The following is a 14,722-nucleotide window of genomic DNA, read 5'->3' on the forward strand; positions in this document are numbered from 1 at the left end:
GTGTTTTATTGTTTCATAATAATCTTACAAAATGTAAGTGAAGGGGATTTGTGAGTGGTCGCACATATCCTCGATTGCTTAATTTGGTACACTTCCTGCCGTCAACAAAGTAATTAACGCAGGTCGATATGAATACTATTACTCTCCCTAAAACACAGCATTTAGTGGTCTTTCAGGAAGTCATTAGAAGTGGTTCTATCGGCTCGGCTGCAAAAGAATTAGGTTTAACTCAACCCGCTGTCAGCAAAATCATTAACGATGTTGAGGCTTATTTTGGCATTGAGTTAGTCGTACGTAAAAATACCGGTGTGACGCTGACCCAGGCAGGTCAGGTGATGCTTTCATGGTCTGAATCCATTACCCGCGAAATGAAAAATATGGTTGATGAGATGAACAGCATGACCAGCAACGCGGTCGTTGATGTGTCGTTTGGCTTTCCTTCACTGATTGCCTTTACCATCATGTCCGGCATGATTAAAAAATTCAAAGAAGTGTTCCCGAAAGCGCAGGTTTCTATGTATGAAGCTCAGCTCTCCTCCTTCTTACCGGCGATTCGTGACGGGCGTCTGGACTTCGCCATCGGTACGCTAAGTGATGAGATGAAACTGCACGATCTGCACGTCGAGCCGCTCTTTGAGTCAGACTTCATCCTGGTTGCCAGCAAGTCCCGAACATGCACCGGCATCACCTCGCTGAGCGCGTTGAAAAACGAACAGTGGGTGTTGCCACAAACGAATATGGGGTACTACAGCGAACTTCTTACCACGTTACAAAATAATGGCATCAGCAGTGAAAACATCGTTAAAACAGACTCTGTCGTTACGATTTATAATCTTGTTCTCAATGCTGATTTCTTAACAGTAATTCCCTGCGATATGACCACACCGTTTGGCTCAAACCAGTTTATTACTATCCCAGTAGAAGAAACCTTACCTGTCGCGCGTTATGCCGCCGTATGGTCGAAAAATTATCGAATTAAAAAAGCAGCATCTATTTTGGTGGAATTAGCCAAAGAATATTCATCATATAATTGTCGGAGACGAAGGCAATTAATTGAAATTGATTAAAGATTGAATTTGTTTTAACACAAAATAAACGCCATCTGTCTATATCTGACAATGGTCACGGCTATCTATTTACTTTAATACCCTAGTAAGAGGTTCTAATGCACATTACATACGATCTCCCAGTTGCAATTGAAGATATCCTCGAAGCGAAAAAAAGACTGGCGGGGAAAATTTATAAAACGGGAATGCCTCGCTCTAACTATTTTAGTGAACGTTGCAAAGGGGAAATTTTCCTCAAATTCGAAAACATGCAGCGTACCGGCTCATTTAAAATCCGTGGTGCTTTTAATAAGCTCAGTTCATTAACCGAAGCCGAAAGACGTAAAGGTGTGGTGGCGTGTTCTGCGGGTAACCATGCGCAGGGCGTTTCTCTCTCCTGCGCTATGCTCGGTATCGACGGCAAAGTGGTGATGCCAAAAGGCGCGCCGAAATCTAAAGTAGCGGCAACCTGCGATTACTCCGCAGAAGTTGTGCTGCACGGCGATAACTTCAACGACACTATCGCGAAGGTCAGCGAGATTGTAGAAACTGAAGGCCGTATCTTTATTCCGCCATATGATGACCCGAAAGTTATTGCTGGTCAGGGCACTATTGGTCTGGAAATTCTGGAAGATTTATACGATGTCGATAACGTGATTGTGCCAATTGGCGGTGGCGGACTGATTGCGGGTATTGCCGTAGCAATTAAATCTATCAACCCAACAATTAGAATTATTGGTGTGCAGTCTGAAAACGTTCACGGCATGGCGGCATCTTTCCACGCTGGAGAAATAACCACGCACCGAACGACCGGCACCCTGGCGGATGGTTGTGACGTCTCTCGCCCGGGTACTTTAACGTATGAAATCGTTCGTGAGTTGGTAGATGACATTGTCCTGGTCAGCGAAGATGAAATTCGCAACAGCATGGTGGCATTAATTCAGCGAAATAAAGTTGTGACTGAAGGTGCCGGCGCGCTGGCATGCGCAGCATTATTAAGCGGGAAATTAGATAGCTATATCCAGAACAGAAAAACAGTCAGCATTATTTCTGGCGGTAATATCGATCTTTCTCGTGTATCCCAAATTACTGGTTTAGTTGACGCTTAATATACTTCGTTGAGGATAGGATATGAGTACTACTGATAGCATTGTATCCAGCCAGACAAAACAATCGTCCTGGCGCAAATCGGACACCACCTGGACACTGGGTTTATTTGGTACAGCCATCGGCGCCGGGGTGTTGTTCTTCCCTATCCGCGCAGGTTTTGGCGGCTTGATCCCCATTCTGTTGATGCTGGTGTTAGCATACCCCATCGCTTTCTATTGCCACCGTGCCCTGGCACGCCTGTGTCTTTCCGGTTCTAATCCTTCCGGCAACATCACAGAAACGGTTGAAGAGCACTTTGGTAAAACGGGCGGTGTGGTTATCACGTTCCTCTACTTCTTTGCGATTTGTCCGCTGCTGTGGATTTACGGCGTCACCATTACCAACACCTTTATGACCTTCTGGGAAAACCAGTTGCAGATGCCTGCGCTGAACCGCGGCTTTGTCGCCCTGTTCCTGCTGCTGCTGATGGCATTCGTCATCTGGTTTGGTAAGGACCTGATGGTTAAAGTTATGAGCTACCTGGTGTGGCCGTTTATTGCCAGCCTGGTGCTTATCTCTCTGTCCCTGATTCCTTACTGGAACTCTGCGGTTATCCAGCAGGTTGATCTCAGCAATATCGCGCTGACAGGTCATGACGGCATCCTGGTTACCGTGTGGCTGGGTATTTCCATCATGGTGTTCTCTTTCAACTTTTCGCCGATTGTTTCTTCTTTTGTGGTCTCTAAACGCGAAGAGTATGAGAAAGATTTTGGCCGCGAATTTACCGAGCAGAAGTGTTCTAAAATCATCTCCCGCGCCAGTATGCTGATGGTTGCGGTGGTAATGTTCTTCGCCTTTAGCTGCCTGTTCACACTCTCTCCGGCAAACATGGCGGATGCGAAAGCGCAGAACATTCCAGTACTGTCTTATCTGGCGAACCACTTCGCTTCACTGTCCGGGACGAAGTCCACCTTCGCGACCGTTCTGGAATACGGTGCTTCAATCATCGCACTGGTTGCTATCTTCAAATCTTTCTTCGGCCACTATCTGGGCACGCTGGAAGGTCTGAACGGTCTGGTGCTGAAGTTTGGTTACAAAGGCGATAAAACGAAAGTTTCCGCCGGTAAACTCAACACTATCAGCATGATCTTCATCATGGGTTCCACCTGGGTTGTGGCTTACGCCAACCCGAACATTCTGGACCTGATTGAAGCGATGGGTGCGCCAATTATCGCCTCACTGCTCTGCTTGCTGCCGATGTATGCCATCCGTAAAGCGCCGTCACTGGCGAAATACCGTGGTCGTCTGGATAACGTGTTTGTTACCGTGATTGGTTTGCTGACCATCCTGAACATCGTTTACAAACTGTTTTAATCCATAAGCTCAGGATGAGCGGAGTAGTGAAATGAATGAGTTTCCGGTAGTACTGGTTATTAACTGCGGTTCATCTTCCATTAAATTCTCAGTGCTGGATGCAGCAAACTGCGACGTTTTAATGGCGGGAATTGCAGACGGTATTAACTCAGAAAATGCGTTCATAGCAATTAATGGAGGTGAGCCAGCTAAGCTGGCTCACCACAGCTACGAAGATGCATTAAAGGCTATTGCCGTTGAACTGGAGAACCGTAATTTGATGGGCAGCGTGGCCTTAATTGGCCACCGTATTGCCCACGGCGGAAGTATCTTTACTGAATCGGCAATTATTACTGATGAAGTTATCGAGAATATTCGCCGGGTCTCTCCTTTAGCACCGTTACATAATTATGCGAACCTGAGTGGGATCGAGTCCGCGCAGCACCTTTTCCCAGGCGTGCAGCAGGTCGCGGTATTTGATACCAGCTTCCACCAGACAATGGCGCCTGAAGCGTATATGTACGGTTTACCGTGGAAATATTTTGAGGAGCTGGGTGTTCGTCGTTATGGCTTCCACGGCACGTCGCACCGCTATGTTTCTCAACGAGCGCATGAGCTGCTTGAGCTACCGCATGATGATTCTGGGCTGGTTGTGGCTCACCTCGGGAACGGGGCGTCAATCTGTGCGGTTCGTAATGGGCAGAGCGTGGATACCTCGATGGGGATGACACCGCTGGAAGGCCTGATGATGGGGACTCGCAGCGGTGATGTGGACTTCGGTGCGATGGCGTGGATCGCCAGTGAAACCAACCAGACGCTAAGCGACCTGGAACGCGTAGTGAATAAGGAATCTGGTCTGTTGGGTATTTCCGGTTTGTCGTCCGACTTACGTACGCTGGAAAAAGCCTGGCACGAGGGACACGAACGCGCACAACTGGCGATTAAAACGTTTGTGCATCGTATTGCGCGTCATATCGCCGGACATGCTGCATCGTTGCATCGTCTTGATGGGATTATTTTCACCGGTGGAATTGGTGAGAATTCAGTATTAATTCGCCGCCTGGTGATTGAACACCTCGCGGTTTTAGGGGTGAATATCGACAGCGAGATGAATAGCCTGCCAAATTCCCATGGCGAAAGAATTATCTCTAATAAAGATGCTCGTGTTATTTGTGCGGTAATTCCCACAAATGAAGAGAAAATGATTGCACGTGATGCCATTGCGTTGGGCAAAATTAATACACCAGTAGAATTTGCATAATTAATTTTCAGCAGAGAGATTATTTTTCATGAAGGTAAATATCGATACCAGCGATATGCTGTATGCCGAAGCCTGGAACGGCTTTAAAGGTACGGACTGGAAAGAAGAAATTAATGTCCGTGATTTTATTCAGCACAACTATACGCCTTATGAAGGGGATGAATCTTTCCTCGCCGAAGCAACGCCTGCGACCACTGCACTGTGGGAAAAGGTGATGGCGGGTATTCGTATTGAAAACTCGACGCACGCGCCGGTTGATTTCGATACCAATATTGCAACGACAATTACCGCACACGATGCCGGGTATATTGAACAAGAACTGGAAAAGATTGTCGGTCTGCAAACGGATAAGCCGCTCAAGCGCGCTCTGCATCCGTTTGGCGGCATCAACATGATCAAAAGCTCTTTTGATGCTTATGGTCGTGAGATGGACGCTGATTTTGAATATCAGTTTACAGAACTGCGTAAAACCCATAATCAGGGTGTGTTCGATGCCTACTCTCCGGATATGTTGCGCTGCCGTAAATCCGGCGTACTGACTGGTCTGCCGGATGGCTATGGTCGTGGCCGCATTATCGGTGACTACCGCCGCGTGGCGCTGTACGGTATTCGCTACCTGGTGCGTGAACGTGAACTGCAATTTGCCGATCTTCAGTCGAACCTGGAGTGGGGGCAGAATCTTGAAGCCACGATTCGCCTGCGTGAAGAGTTGTCTGAGCACCGTCGTGCCCTGCTGCAAATGCAGGAAATGGCGGCGAAATACGGCTGCGATATCTCCCGTCCGGCGCGTAATGCGCAGGAAGCGGTACAGTGGGTGTACTTTGCTTACCTGGCTGCGGTGAAATCTCAGAATGGCGGCGCTATGTCGCTGGGCCGTACCGCATCGTTCCTCGATATCTACATTGAGCGTGACTTTAAAGCAGGTACCTTAACCGAGCAGCAGGCGCAGGAACTGATCGACCACTTCATCATGAAGATCCGTATGGTGCGCTTCCTGCGTACGCCGGAATTCGACACTCTGTTCTCTGGTGACCCTATTTGGGCGACCGAAGTTATCGGTGGGATGGGGCTGGATGGTCGCACGCTGGTGACGAAAAACTCGTTCCGCTACCTGCATACGCTGCACACCATGGGACCGGCACCTGAGCCGAACCTGACGGTGCTGTGGTCTGAGCAGCTACCGATTGCTTTCAAAAAATATGCCGCCCAGGTGTCTATCATCACCTCGTCTTTACAGTATGAAAACGACGACCTGATGCGTGCAGACTTTGACAGCGATGACTATGCCATTGCCTGTTGCGTTAGCCCGATGGTTATCGGCAAACAAATGCAGTTCTTCGGCGCACGTGCCAACCTCGCCAAAACGTTGCTGTACGCAATCAACGGCGGTGTGGATGAGAAACTGAAAATCCAGGTCGGACCGAAAACCGCGCCACTGATGGATGATGTGCTGGATTACGACACGGTGATGGAGAGCCTGGACCACTTTATGGACTGGCTGGCCGTACAGTACATCAGTGCACTGAACATCATCCACTACATGCACGACAAGTACAGCTACGAAGCGTCGCTGATGGCGCTGCACGATCGTGACGTCTATCGCACGATGGCGTGTGGTATGGCGGGCCTCTCCGTAGCGGCGGATTCTCTGTCAGCGATTAAGTACGCACGAGTGAAACCAATTCGTGATGAAAATGGTCTGGCTGTCGATTTCGAAATTGAAGGCGACTATCCGCAATACGGTAACAACGATGAGCGCGTAGACAGCATTGCCTGCGACCTGGTTGAACGCTTTATGAAGAAAATTAAAGTGTTGCCAACCTATCGTAACGCGGTGCCGACGCAGTCCATTCTGACCATCACCTCCAACGTGGTGTATGGACAGAAAACCGGTAACACGCCGGATGGACGTCGCGCGGGCACGCCGTTTGCACCAGGGGCGAACCCGATGCACGGCCGCGATCGTAAAGGGGCTGTCGCGTCATTAACGTCTGTTGCCAAGCTGCCATTTACCTATGCCAAAGACGGTATCTCGTACACCTTCTCCATTGTGCCGGCAGCGCTGGGCAAAGAGGATGGCGTGCGTAAAACCAACCTGGTTGGTCTGCTGGACGGATACTTCCATCATGAAGCGCATGTGGAAGGTGGGCAGCATCTGAACGTTAACGTCATGAATCGTGAAATGTTGATGGATGCGATTGAGCACCCGGAAAACTATCCGAACCTGACGATCCGTGTGTCTGGTTATGCGGTGCGCTTCAATGCGTTGACCCGTGAACAGCAGCAGGATGTCATTTCCCGTACTTTCACCCAGGCGCTTTAACGCCGGAGGGGCTATGAGAAAAGTTATTGCAACTGAATGTGCGCCAGGAGCCATTGGTCCTTACGTACAAGGTGTGGATCTGGGCAGCATGGTGTTCACGTCGGGTCAAATCCCGGTATGCCCACAGACCGGTGACGTGGCTGACAACGTGGTCGATCAGGCGCGTCAGAGTCTGGAAAACGTGAAAGCGATTGTCGAGTCCGCCGGTTTGAAAGTGAGCGACATCGTGAAAACCACCGTTTTCGTTGCTGACCTGAATGACTTCGCCACCATTAACCAGGTGTACCAGCAGTTCTTTGATGAGCACAAGGCTATCTACCCCACGCGCAGTTGCGTGCAGGTCGCCCGCTTACCGAAGGATGTGAAGCTGGAGATCGAAGCCATCGCCGTACGTGGCGACACGGTGTAATCCCCTGCGGGGCGGTCGTGCGGATCGCCCCGATCCTTTAATGAGTGTGAAACCTGGTCTTCACTGAACGGCAATCCGAGGGTGTGGATATGATTAGCGCATTCGATATTTTTAAGATTGGCATTGGACCTTCCAGCTCCCATACCGTGGGGCCAATGAACGCAGGTAAAAGCTTTATCGATCTGTTGGCCAGCAGCGGGGAACTCCCCAAAGCTACGCATATTGTGGTCGATCTTTATGGATCGCTTTCCCTGACCGGAAAAGGTCATGCGACAGATGTCGCCATCATGATGGGACTGGCAGGTAACAGTCCGCAAAACGTTAACATAGATTCAATCGCTGGTTTTACACAGGAAGTAGCCCGTACCGGGCGTTTACCGGTTGCCGAGGGCACACATGTTGTCGATTTCTCCCCAGACGAAAATATTCTCTTTCATACCGAAACGCTGCCGCGCCATGAGAATGGCATGCGTATCACCGCGTGGAACGACACCGAGACACTATTAAGCAAAACCTATTACTCCGTCGGCGGTGGTTTTATCGTTGAAGAGGAGCAATTTGGTCAGGCGCATGATGTTGAAGCACATGTGCCCTACAATTTTCATTCCGCCAGTGAACTGCTGAAACTGTGCGAGCGTAACGGGCTGTCGGTCTCCGGCCTGATGATGCAAAACGAACTGGCGATGCGCAGCAAAGAAGAAATTGATGCTGGCTTTGCCGCCATCTGGGACGTCATGCACGCCGGGATTGAGCGCGGCATGAACACCGAAGGCGTCCTGCCTGGCCCGCTTAACGTTCCGCGCCGCGCCGTGGCACTGCGTCGGTTGCTGGTCTCCAGCGATAACTTGTCCAGCGATCCGATGAACGTCATTGACTGGATCAACATGTTCGCTCTGGCCGTGAGCGAAGAAAACGCCGCCGGGTGTCGGGTTGTGACCGCACCGACCAATGGCGCATGCGGGATTATCCCTGCCGTCCTGGCTTATTACGACAAGTTCCGCCGTCCGGTGAATGCCAACTCCATCGCCCGCTATTTACTGGCTGCCGGGGCGATAGGCGCACTGTATAAGATGAATGCCTCGATTTCTGGTGCCGAAGTCGGCTGTCAGGGTGAAATTGGTGTGGCCTGCTCAATGGCGGCGGCCGGGCTGACGGAATTGCTTGGTGGTAGCCCTGCGCAGGTCTGTATTGCGGCTGAGATCGCGATGGAGCATAACCTTGGCCTTACCTGTGACCCGGTGGCCGGACAAGTGCAGATACCGTGCATTGAGCGTAATGCGATCAACGCGGTAAAAGCCGTCAACGCCGCACGAATGGCGTTACGCCGGACGTCCGAGCCACGCGTGTCACTCGATAAAGTGATCGAGACCATGTACGAGACGGGCAAAGACATGAACGACAAATACCGTGAAACCTCACGTGGAGGCCTGGCAATTAAAGTGGTTTGTACCTGAGGTTAATGGCCGTGATTACGGTTTGCACGCTTTTGTAGGCCGGATAAGGCGCAAGCGCCGCTATCCGGCAGTGAATGAATTAATCAACATAGCAGAATAAAAAAGGTGCACTTTAGTGCACCTTTTTTGTTGTGATCGGCTTCAAAATTAGAAATTACATTCTTTATGTGAGTTTAAAAGAGAAAATATTTCTTAACTATCAGCAATTACAGGGGCTTGTTTGTGAAGTTTTTCTCTAACCCTGCGCGTATGATTTCTTCATTCTAATAGCTTGCCTGCATCTCATGTACTGCGTATCGCCTTGAAGCAGTGCGATAAAATAAAAAAAACCTCTACCTACACATTAAGCGGGAAATTATGGAAACGGCAACGAATAGTAGCGTAATACTCGACGCATCAGCGCCTGCGCGTCGGGCGGGAATGACCGAAAGTGAATGGCGGGAAGCCATTAAGTTCGACAGCACGGACACGGGCTGGGTCATTATGAGTATTGGTATGGCAATTGGTGCGGGGATTGTTTTCCTTCCCGTCCAGGTAGGGCTGATGGGGCTGTGGGTTTTCTTGCTCTCCTCGATTATCGGCTATCCTGCGATGTATTTATTCCAACGCCTGTTTATCAACACGCTGGCGGAATCCCCGGAATGCAAAGACTACCCGAGCGTAATCAGCGGCTATTTGGGTAAAAACTGGGGCATCCTGTTAGGTGCATTATATTTTGTGATGCTGGTTATCTGGATGTTCGTTTACTCCACGGCTATCACTAACGATAGCGCCTCTTATCTGCACACGTTTGGCGTCACTGAAGGGTTGCTGTCTGACAGCCCGTTCTATGGACTGGTGCTGATTTGCATCCTCGTTGCCATCTCGTCACGAGGCGAAAAACTGCTGTTTAAAATCTCTACCGGTATGGTACTGACCAAGCTGCTGGTAGTGGCCGCACTTGGTGTTTCGATGGTGGGGATGTGGCATTTGTATAACGCTGGCTCACTGCCGCCGATGGCGCTGCTGATCAAAAACGCAATTATCACGCTGCCGTTTACTCTGACTTCAATTCTGTTTATTCAGACGCTAAGCCCGATGGTTATTTCGTACCGCTCTCGTGAGAAGTCGATTGAGGTGGCACGCCATAAAGCTCTGCGTGCTATGAACATCGCGTTCGGTATTCTGTTTGTCACCGTCTTTTTCTACGCCGTTTCCTTCACGCTGGCGATGGGCCACGACGAAGCGGTTAAAGCCTATGAGCAGAATATTTCCGCTCTGGCGATTGCCGCACAGTTTATCAGTGGTGATGGTGCAGGTTGGGTAAAAATCGTCAGCGTTATCCTGAACATTTTCGCCGTGATGACCGCCTTCTTCGGTGTTTACCTGGGCTTTCGAGAAGCCACTCAGGGGATCGTGATGAATGTGCTGCGCCGCAAAATGCCAGCCGAGAAGATCAACGAAACTCTGGTTCAACGCGGCATTATGGTCTTCGCTATCTTACTGGCCTGGAGTGCGATTGTGCTCAATGCGCCAGTACTGAGCTTCACCTCTATTTGTAGCCCAATTTTCGGCATGGTGGGTTGCTTGATCCCGGCCTGGCTGGTCTACAAAGTTCCTGCATTGCACAAATACAAAGGCGCCTCTCTGTACCTGATTATCGTCACTGGCCTGTTGTTGTGCGTTTCTCCGTTCCTGGCATTTTCCTGAGTTATCTGAGCAAGGGTTGTTGTTATGTTTGAGACTACATTGAATCCATTATGGGATAGTTTTATTCGCGCGGTGCAGGAAGAAGTGAAACCTGCGCTGGGTTGTACTGAACCTATCTCTCTGGCTCTGGCGGCAGCCGTCGCTTCTGCTGAGCTGGACGGCGCGGTGGAACGCATTGATGCGTGGGTCTCACCAAACCTGATGAAGAACGGCATGGGCGTTACCGTGCCGGGTACCGGGATGGTTGGTCTTCCCGTTGCGGCTGCGCTGGGCGCTTTGGGGGGAAATGCCGGGGCTGGGTTAGAAGTATTGAAAGACGCGTCGCCACAAGCGATTGCCGATGCGAAAGCGATGCTGACCGCCGGGAAGGTGGCGGTGATGCTGCAGGAGCCTTGCGAGGATATCCTCTTTTCCCGCGCTAAGGTATACAGCTCGGAAGGTTGGGCGTGCGTGACGATTGTCGGCGGCCATACCAACATTGTGCATATCGAGACCAACAAAGGCGTGGTGTTTACTCAGCCTGAGCAGGTTCAGGCTGATGAGCAGGAATCCCCGCTAGCAGTGCTATCCCACACGTCGCTGGAAGAGATCGTGGCATTTGTGAATGTTGTGCCGTTTGACGCTATTCGCTTTATTCTTGATGCGGCAAAACTGAACGGCGCGTTGTCTCAGGAAGGATTAAGCGGTAGCTGGGGCTTGCATATCGGCACCACGCTTGAGAAACAGTGCGCACGTGGTCTGCTGGCTAACGATCTCTCAACCGCCATTCTTATTCGTACCAGCGCGGCATCGGATGCGCGAATGGGCGGGGCGACGTTGCCCGCAATGAGTAATTCCGGTTCCGGCAATCAGGGTATTACTGCCACTGTTCCGGTGATGGTGGTGGCTGAACACTTTGGGGCCGATGAAGAGAAACTGGCTCGTGCGCTGATGTTATCTCACCTGAGTGCTATCTACATCCATCATCAGCTTCCGCGTTTGTCTGCGCTGTGTGCGGCAACGACCGCAGCAATGGGCGCCGCGGCAGGTATGGCATGGGTGGTGGATGGTCGTTACGGCACTATCGCTATGGCTATTAGCAGCATGATTGGCGATGTGAGTGGGATGATTTGCGATGGCGCCTCGAACAGCTGCGCAATGAAAGTCTCTACCAGTGCGTCAGCAGCCTGGAAAGCGGTACTCATGGCGCTGGACGATACCGCAGTGACGGGGAATGAAGGTATTGTGGCGCATAACGTAGAGCAATCTATCTCTAACTTGTGTGCGCTGGCGTGTCGTTCAATGCAGGAGACCGACAAGCAGATCATTGAGATTATGGCCAGCAAAGCACATTAATCTGGCGACTGACTGCCTGATGGCGCGCAGATTTCCGGCCTGCGGGGGCGCATCGTTACAAAACCGTAGGCCGGATAAGACGCATTAGCGTCGCCATCCGGCAGGCCGCTGTCTGACCTACGATTACCTGTCAGAGAGCGGCTTCTTCTTCTTCCAGCCGTAGCTCGGCATCAGCAACGATTGCTTCCAGTTCCGTTAGCATCTCCTCGTAGCCAAAGACGACGCTTTCCTGTTTTTTGGCCTCAACCCGCGGCTGGCGTTTTTTTGATGACTTCTTGCTCAATAGTCGTACTCCCTTGATTCTAATGACTATACGGGCAAATCTATCAGCAAAGCGCGCAATGGGGTATCGGCAACTAACGTTATGTTAGTTTCATCACGAATAAATGCGCCATCACCGCAGGTAAGCGCCTCTTTTTCAGCACCTGAAGTGACCGCGTGGAACGTGCCATGGATCGACTGCAAATACGCGCGATGCCCATGCAATTGAAAACTCAGTGATTCACCTTTTTGCAGCTCAACATGATGTACCCAGACCTGCTGGCGAAGATGCAGGCTGCCCTGCTCACCGTCAGGTGAAGCAAGCAGTTGATGCTTGCCGGCATTCAGCGTCGCTTTTTGCACGCAGGAATTTTCTCGCTGCGGGCAGGCGTCCAGCCATAGCTGCATTCTGGTCAGGGGTTTATCTTTGCTGATATTGTGTTCGCTGTAGCTGATCCCAGGTTGCGTAGCGAGCAGTAACACCTCTCCGGCTTTGGCCTGAATATGGTTACCTTCGCTGTCGCGATACTCTGCTTCCCCTTCGAGGATCAGATTGACGATATCAACCTTTGGATAGGTACGAGGCTGGAAAGAGGCCCCCGGTGCCAGAACTTCCTGGTTCAGAACACGCAGCGAGGCATAACCCAGCAGTTTAGGATCAAAATAGTGTCCAAAGGAGAAGGTATAACGGGCCTGCAGCCAGCCGTAGTCTGCTTGCCCGCATTGTTTGGCTGTACGGGTAGTAATCATAGTTCTTGACCTCTCTTTACTTCCTTTTATGTTAAATGGCTAGACGCTGCATTGTTAGCCAGATATTCTGCCCGGTATGTTCAAATTTCCTGAATGAGAACGAAATGGCCAAAGAACGGGCTTTAACGCTTGAAGCGTTACGCGTCATGGACGCAATAGACAGGCGCGGCAGCTTCGCCGCCGCGGCAGATGAACTGGGACGCGTACCTTCCGCCCTCAGCTACACCATGCAGAAACTGGAAGAAGAGCTGGATGTTGTGCTGTTTGACCGCTCTGGTCACCGCACAAAATTTACCAACGTCGGGCGTATGCTGCTTGAACGTGGCCGCGTGTTGCTGGAGGCTGCCGATAAGCTGACGACCGATGCTGAAGCGCTGGCCCGTGGTTGGGAAACGCATCTGACGATTGTCACCGAAGCGTTGGTGCCAACGGCGGCATTCTTCCCGCTTATCGACCGCCTTGCCGGAAAGGCGAACACGCAGCTTTCCGTCATCACTGAAGTGTTGGCCGGGGCGTGGGAGCGTCTGGAGCAGGGCAGAGCGGACATCGTGATCGCGCCGGATATGCATTTCCGCTCATCATCAGAAATTAACTCGCGCAAACTGTACTCGCTGATGAACGTCTATGTGGCGGCACCGGATCACCCGATCCACCAGGAGCCGGAACCGTTGTCTGAAGTCACCCGTGTGAAATACCGGGGAATAGCGGTGGCGGATACAGCCCGTGAGCGTCCGGTGTTGACCGTTCAGCTTCTGGATAAACAACCGCGTCTGACGGTCAGTACTATTGAAGATAAGCGTCAAGCGCTGTTAGCCGGGCTGGGTGTAGCGACCATGCCGTATCCGTTGGTCGAAGAGGATATTGCCGCAGGCCGGCTGCGTGTGGTTAGCCCGGAATCGACAAATGAAATAGATATCATTATGGCCTGGCGTCGGGACAGTATGGGCGAAGCGAAGTCCTGGTGTTTGCGGGAAATCCCGAAACTGTTTGCGGGTAAATAGCCTGACTGTTACGCCGGATGCGGTGCAATTGCACCTTATCCGGCCTACAAAAGGATGTATGACGTCAGGACAGCTGTTTAGGGTCAGTGCCGAAGCGGTTGCTACCCGGCGTGCCGTTTTGGCAGTTGAAAAGGATGATGACCAACCAGCCAATGATGGGGATCAGTAATACTAACAGCCACCATGCCGAACGGTCGGTGTCATGCAAACGCCGAAACTGAACAGCCCACCACGGTATAAAAACCAGAATTGCATAAATCGTTGTTAATACGCCTTCTCCCCCGGCACGTTGCCAGCCAAACATCCTGTCTAACACGCTCAGCACAAACGTAAAGATGATGTTGACCAAAATAAACATCCAGTACTCTTTGCGCCGTGCACGACCACCAAAACCAAAGTAGTTCTTTAATACGTTTAAATACCAATCCATTTTCGCCTCGTTCTGCGTTCAATTACTTGTTTTTAAAGCAATCAAATTAAGAATAGCTGCGAATGAAATGATGGTAAATATTTACGGTATTAATTATTTGGCCCGCTGATGGGTAATATTTATCTGTGAACGCCTTAGTTTCAGAAACTATCGCCTGTGTGGTAGAAGTTATGAATATGCGCTCTCAGAGAAAGGGTTCCGTTCACCTTATGTTCATCGTTTCTCTGAGACATCGATTCCTGTGAACGTGTAAAGGGCGTTCTCCGCCACGCCCTTTACAATCCCGGCTCCCGGCACGGAAAATTGCCACTTCGTGGTTCC

Annotated in this window: 13 protein-coding genes; 10 read left to right on the top strand and 3 right to left on the bottom strand. The window is 50.8% G+C overall.

The window, feature by feature from the left end; genetic code table 11:
* Nucleotides 1–128 precede the first annotated feature (128 nt).
* The 9 genes from tdcA to NNN64_RS16710 all read left to right on the top strand — a co-directional run bounded on the left by tdcA (nt 129) and on the right by NNN64_RS16710 (nt 11,959).
* Nucleotides 129–1,067, top strand: a complete 939-nt coding sequence (gene tdcA, locus NNN64_RS16670; protein WP_003828596.1) for a transcriptional regulator TdcA — start codon at nt 129–131, stop codon at nt 1,065–1,067.
* A gap of 98 nt (nt 1,068–1,165) precedes the next feature.
* Nucleotides 1,166–2,155, top strand: a complete 990-nt coding sequence (tdcB, locus tag NNN64_RS16675; RefSeq protein WP_137382486.1) for a bifunctional threonine ammonia-lyase/L-serine ammonia-lyase TdcB — start codon at nt 1,166–1,168, stop codon at nt 2,153–2,155.
* A gap of 22 nt (nt 2,156–2,177) precedes the next feature.
* Nucleotides 2,178–3,509, top strand: coding sequence for a threonine/serine transporter TdcC (tdcC, locus tag NNN64_RS16680; protein ID WP_271442072.1), 1,332 nt, complete (start codon nt 2,178–2,180; stop codon nt 3,507–3,509).
* A gap of 31 nt (nt 3,510–3,540) precedes the next feature.
* Nucleotides 3,541–4,749 (top strand): propionate kinase, encoded by a 1,209-nt coding sequence (gene tdcD / locus NNN64_RS16685; RefSeq protein ID WP_271442073.1) that lies wholly within the window; start codon nt 3,541–3,543, stop codon nt 4,747–4,749.
* Nucleotides 4,750–4,777: 28 nt separating this feature from the next.
* A complete protein-coding gene (pflB, locus tag NNN64_RS16690) occupies nt 4,778–7,072 on the top strand; it encodes a formate C-acetyltransferase (RefSeq protein WP_271442074.1) in 2,295 nt (764 codons plus the stop codon).
* 13 nt (nt 7,073–7,085) lie between these two features.
* Nucleotides 7,086–7,481 carry an enamine/imine deaminase gene (locus tag NNN64_RS16695; RefSeq protein ID WP_137382490.1) on the top strand — a complete coding sequence of 132 codons (396 nt, stop codon included), beginning with the start codon at nt 7,086–7,088 and terminating at the stop codon, nt 7,479–7,481.
* Between the two features lie 89 nt (nt 7,482–7,570).
* The gene (tdcG, locus tag NNN64_RS16700; RefSeq protein WP_271442075.1) at nt 7,571–8,935 is read left to right on the top strand and encodes an L-serine ammonia-lyase; all 1,365 of its coding nucleotides are present in this window, start codon (nt 7,571–7,573) and stop codon (nt 8,933–8,935) included.
* 357 nt (nt 8,936–9,292) lie between these two features.
* The gene (locus NNN64_RS16705; RefSeq protein ID WP_040230536.1) at nt 9,293–10,624 is read left to right on the top strand and encodes an amino acid permease; all 1,332 of its coding nucleotides are present in this window, start codon (nt 9,293–9,295) and stop codon (nt 10,622–10,624) included.
* A gap of 24 nt (nt 10,625–10,648) precedes the next feature.
* Nucleotides 10,649–11,959, top strand: coding sequence for an L-cysteine desulfidase family protein (locus NNN64_RS16710; RefSeq protein WP_271442076.1), 1,311 nt, complete (start codon nt 10,649–10,651; stop codon nt 11,957–11,959).
* A gap of 130 nt (nt 11,960–12,089) precedes the next feature.
* On the opposite strand, the gene NNN64_RS16715 is transcribed toward NNN64_RS16710, so the two are convergent.
* On the bottom strand, nt 12,090–12,242 hold the full coding sequence (locus tag NNN64_RS16715) for a hypothetical protein (protein ID WP_271442077.1): 153 nt from the start codon (nt 12,240–12,242) through the stop codon (nt 12,090–12,092).
* Nucleotides 12,243–12,268: 26 nt separating this feature from the next.
* The gene (locus tag NNN64_RS16720; RefSeq protein ID WP_271442078.1) at nt 12,269–12,970 is read right to left on the bottom strand and encodes a pirin family protein; all 702 of its coding nucleotides are present in this window, start codon (nt 12,968–12,970) and stop codon (nt 12,269–12,271) included.
* Nucleotides 12,971–13,074: 104 nt separating this feature from the next.
* Between NNN64_RS16720 and yhaJ the strand changes: the two genes are divergently transcribed.
* The gene (yhaJ, locus tag NNN64_RS16725) at nt 13,075–13,971 is read left to right on the top strand and encodes a DNA-binding transcriptional regulator YhaJ (RefSeq protein ID WP_271442079.1); all 897 of its coding nucleotides are present in this window, start codon (nt 13,075–13,077) and stop codon (nt 13,969–13,971) included.
* Between the two features lie 64 nt (nt 13,972–14,035).
* On the opposite strand, the gene NNN64_RS16730 is transcribed toward yhaJ, so the two are convergent.
* A complete protein-coding gene (locus NNN64_RS16730) occupies nt 14,036–14,401 on the bottom strand; it encodes a DUF805 domain-containing protein (RefSeq protein ID WP_271442080.1) in 366 nt (121 codons plus the stop codon).
* Nucleotides 14,402–14,722: the final 321 nt, after the last annotated feature.

Source organism: Citrobacter sp. Igbk 14 (genome assembly GCF_028069825.1).
Taxonomy (GTDB): Bacteria; Pseudomonadota; Gammaproteobacteria; order Enterobacterales; family Enterobacteriaceae; genus Citrobacter.

Bases quoted from the DNA above. Each gene is read 5' to 3' on its own strand.
- tdcA (WP_003828596.1), top strand. From the start codon at position 129: ATGAATACTATTACTCTCCCTAAAACACAGCATTTAGTGGTCTTTCAG.
- pflB (WP_271442074.1), top strand. From the start codon at position 4,778: ATGAAGGTAAATATCGATACCAGCGATATGCTGTATGCCGAAGCCTGG.
- tdcC (WP_271442072.1), top strand. From the start codon at position 2,178: ATGAGTACTACTGATAGCATTGTATCCAGCCAGACAAAACAATCGTCC.
- NNN64_RS16705 (WP_040230536.1), top strand. From the start codon at position 9,293: ATGGAAACGGCAACGAATAGTAGCGTAATACTCGACGCATCAGCGCCT.
- tdcG (WP_271442075.1), top strand. From the start codon at position 7,571: ATGATTAGCGCATTCGATATTTTTAAGATTGGCATTGGACCTTCCAGC.
- yhaJ (WP_271442079.1), top strand. From the start codon at position 13,075: ATGGCCAAAGAACGGGCTTTAACGCTTGAAGCGTTACGCGTCATGGAC.
- NNN64_RS16695 (WP_137382490.1), top strand. From the start codon at position 7,086: ATGAGAAAAGTTATTGCAACTGAATGTGCGCCAGGAGCCATTGGTCCT.
- NNN64_RS16720 (WP_271442078.1), bottom strand. From the start codon at position 12,970: ATGATTACTACCCGTACAGCCAAACAATGCGGGCAAGCAGACTACGGC.
- tdcB (WP_137382486.1), top strand. From the start codon at position 1,166: ATGCACATTACATACGATCTCCCAGTTGCAATTGAAGATATCCTCGAA.
- NNN64_RS16710 (WP_271442076.1), top strand. From the start codon at position 10,649: ATGTTTGAGACTACATTGAATCCATTATGGGATAGTTTTATTCGCGCG.
- NNN64_RS16730 (WP_271442080.1), bottom strand. From the start codon at position 14,401: ATGGATTGGTATTTAAACGTATTAAAGAACTACTTTGGTTTTGGTGGT.
- tdcD (WP_271442073.1), top strand. From the start codon at position 3,541: ATGAATGAGTTTCCGGTAGTACTGGTTATTAACTGCGGTTCATCTTCC.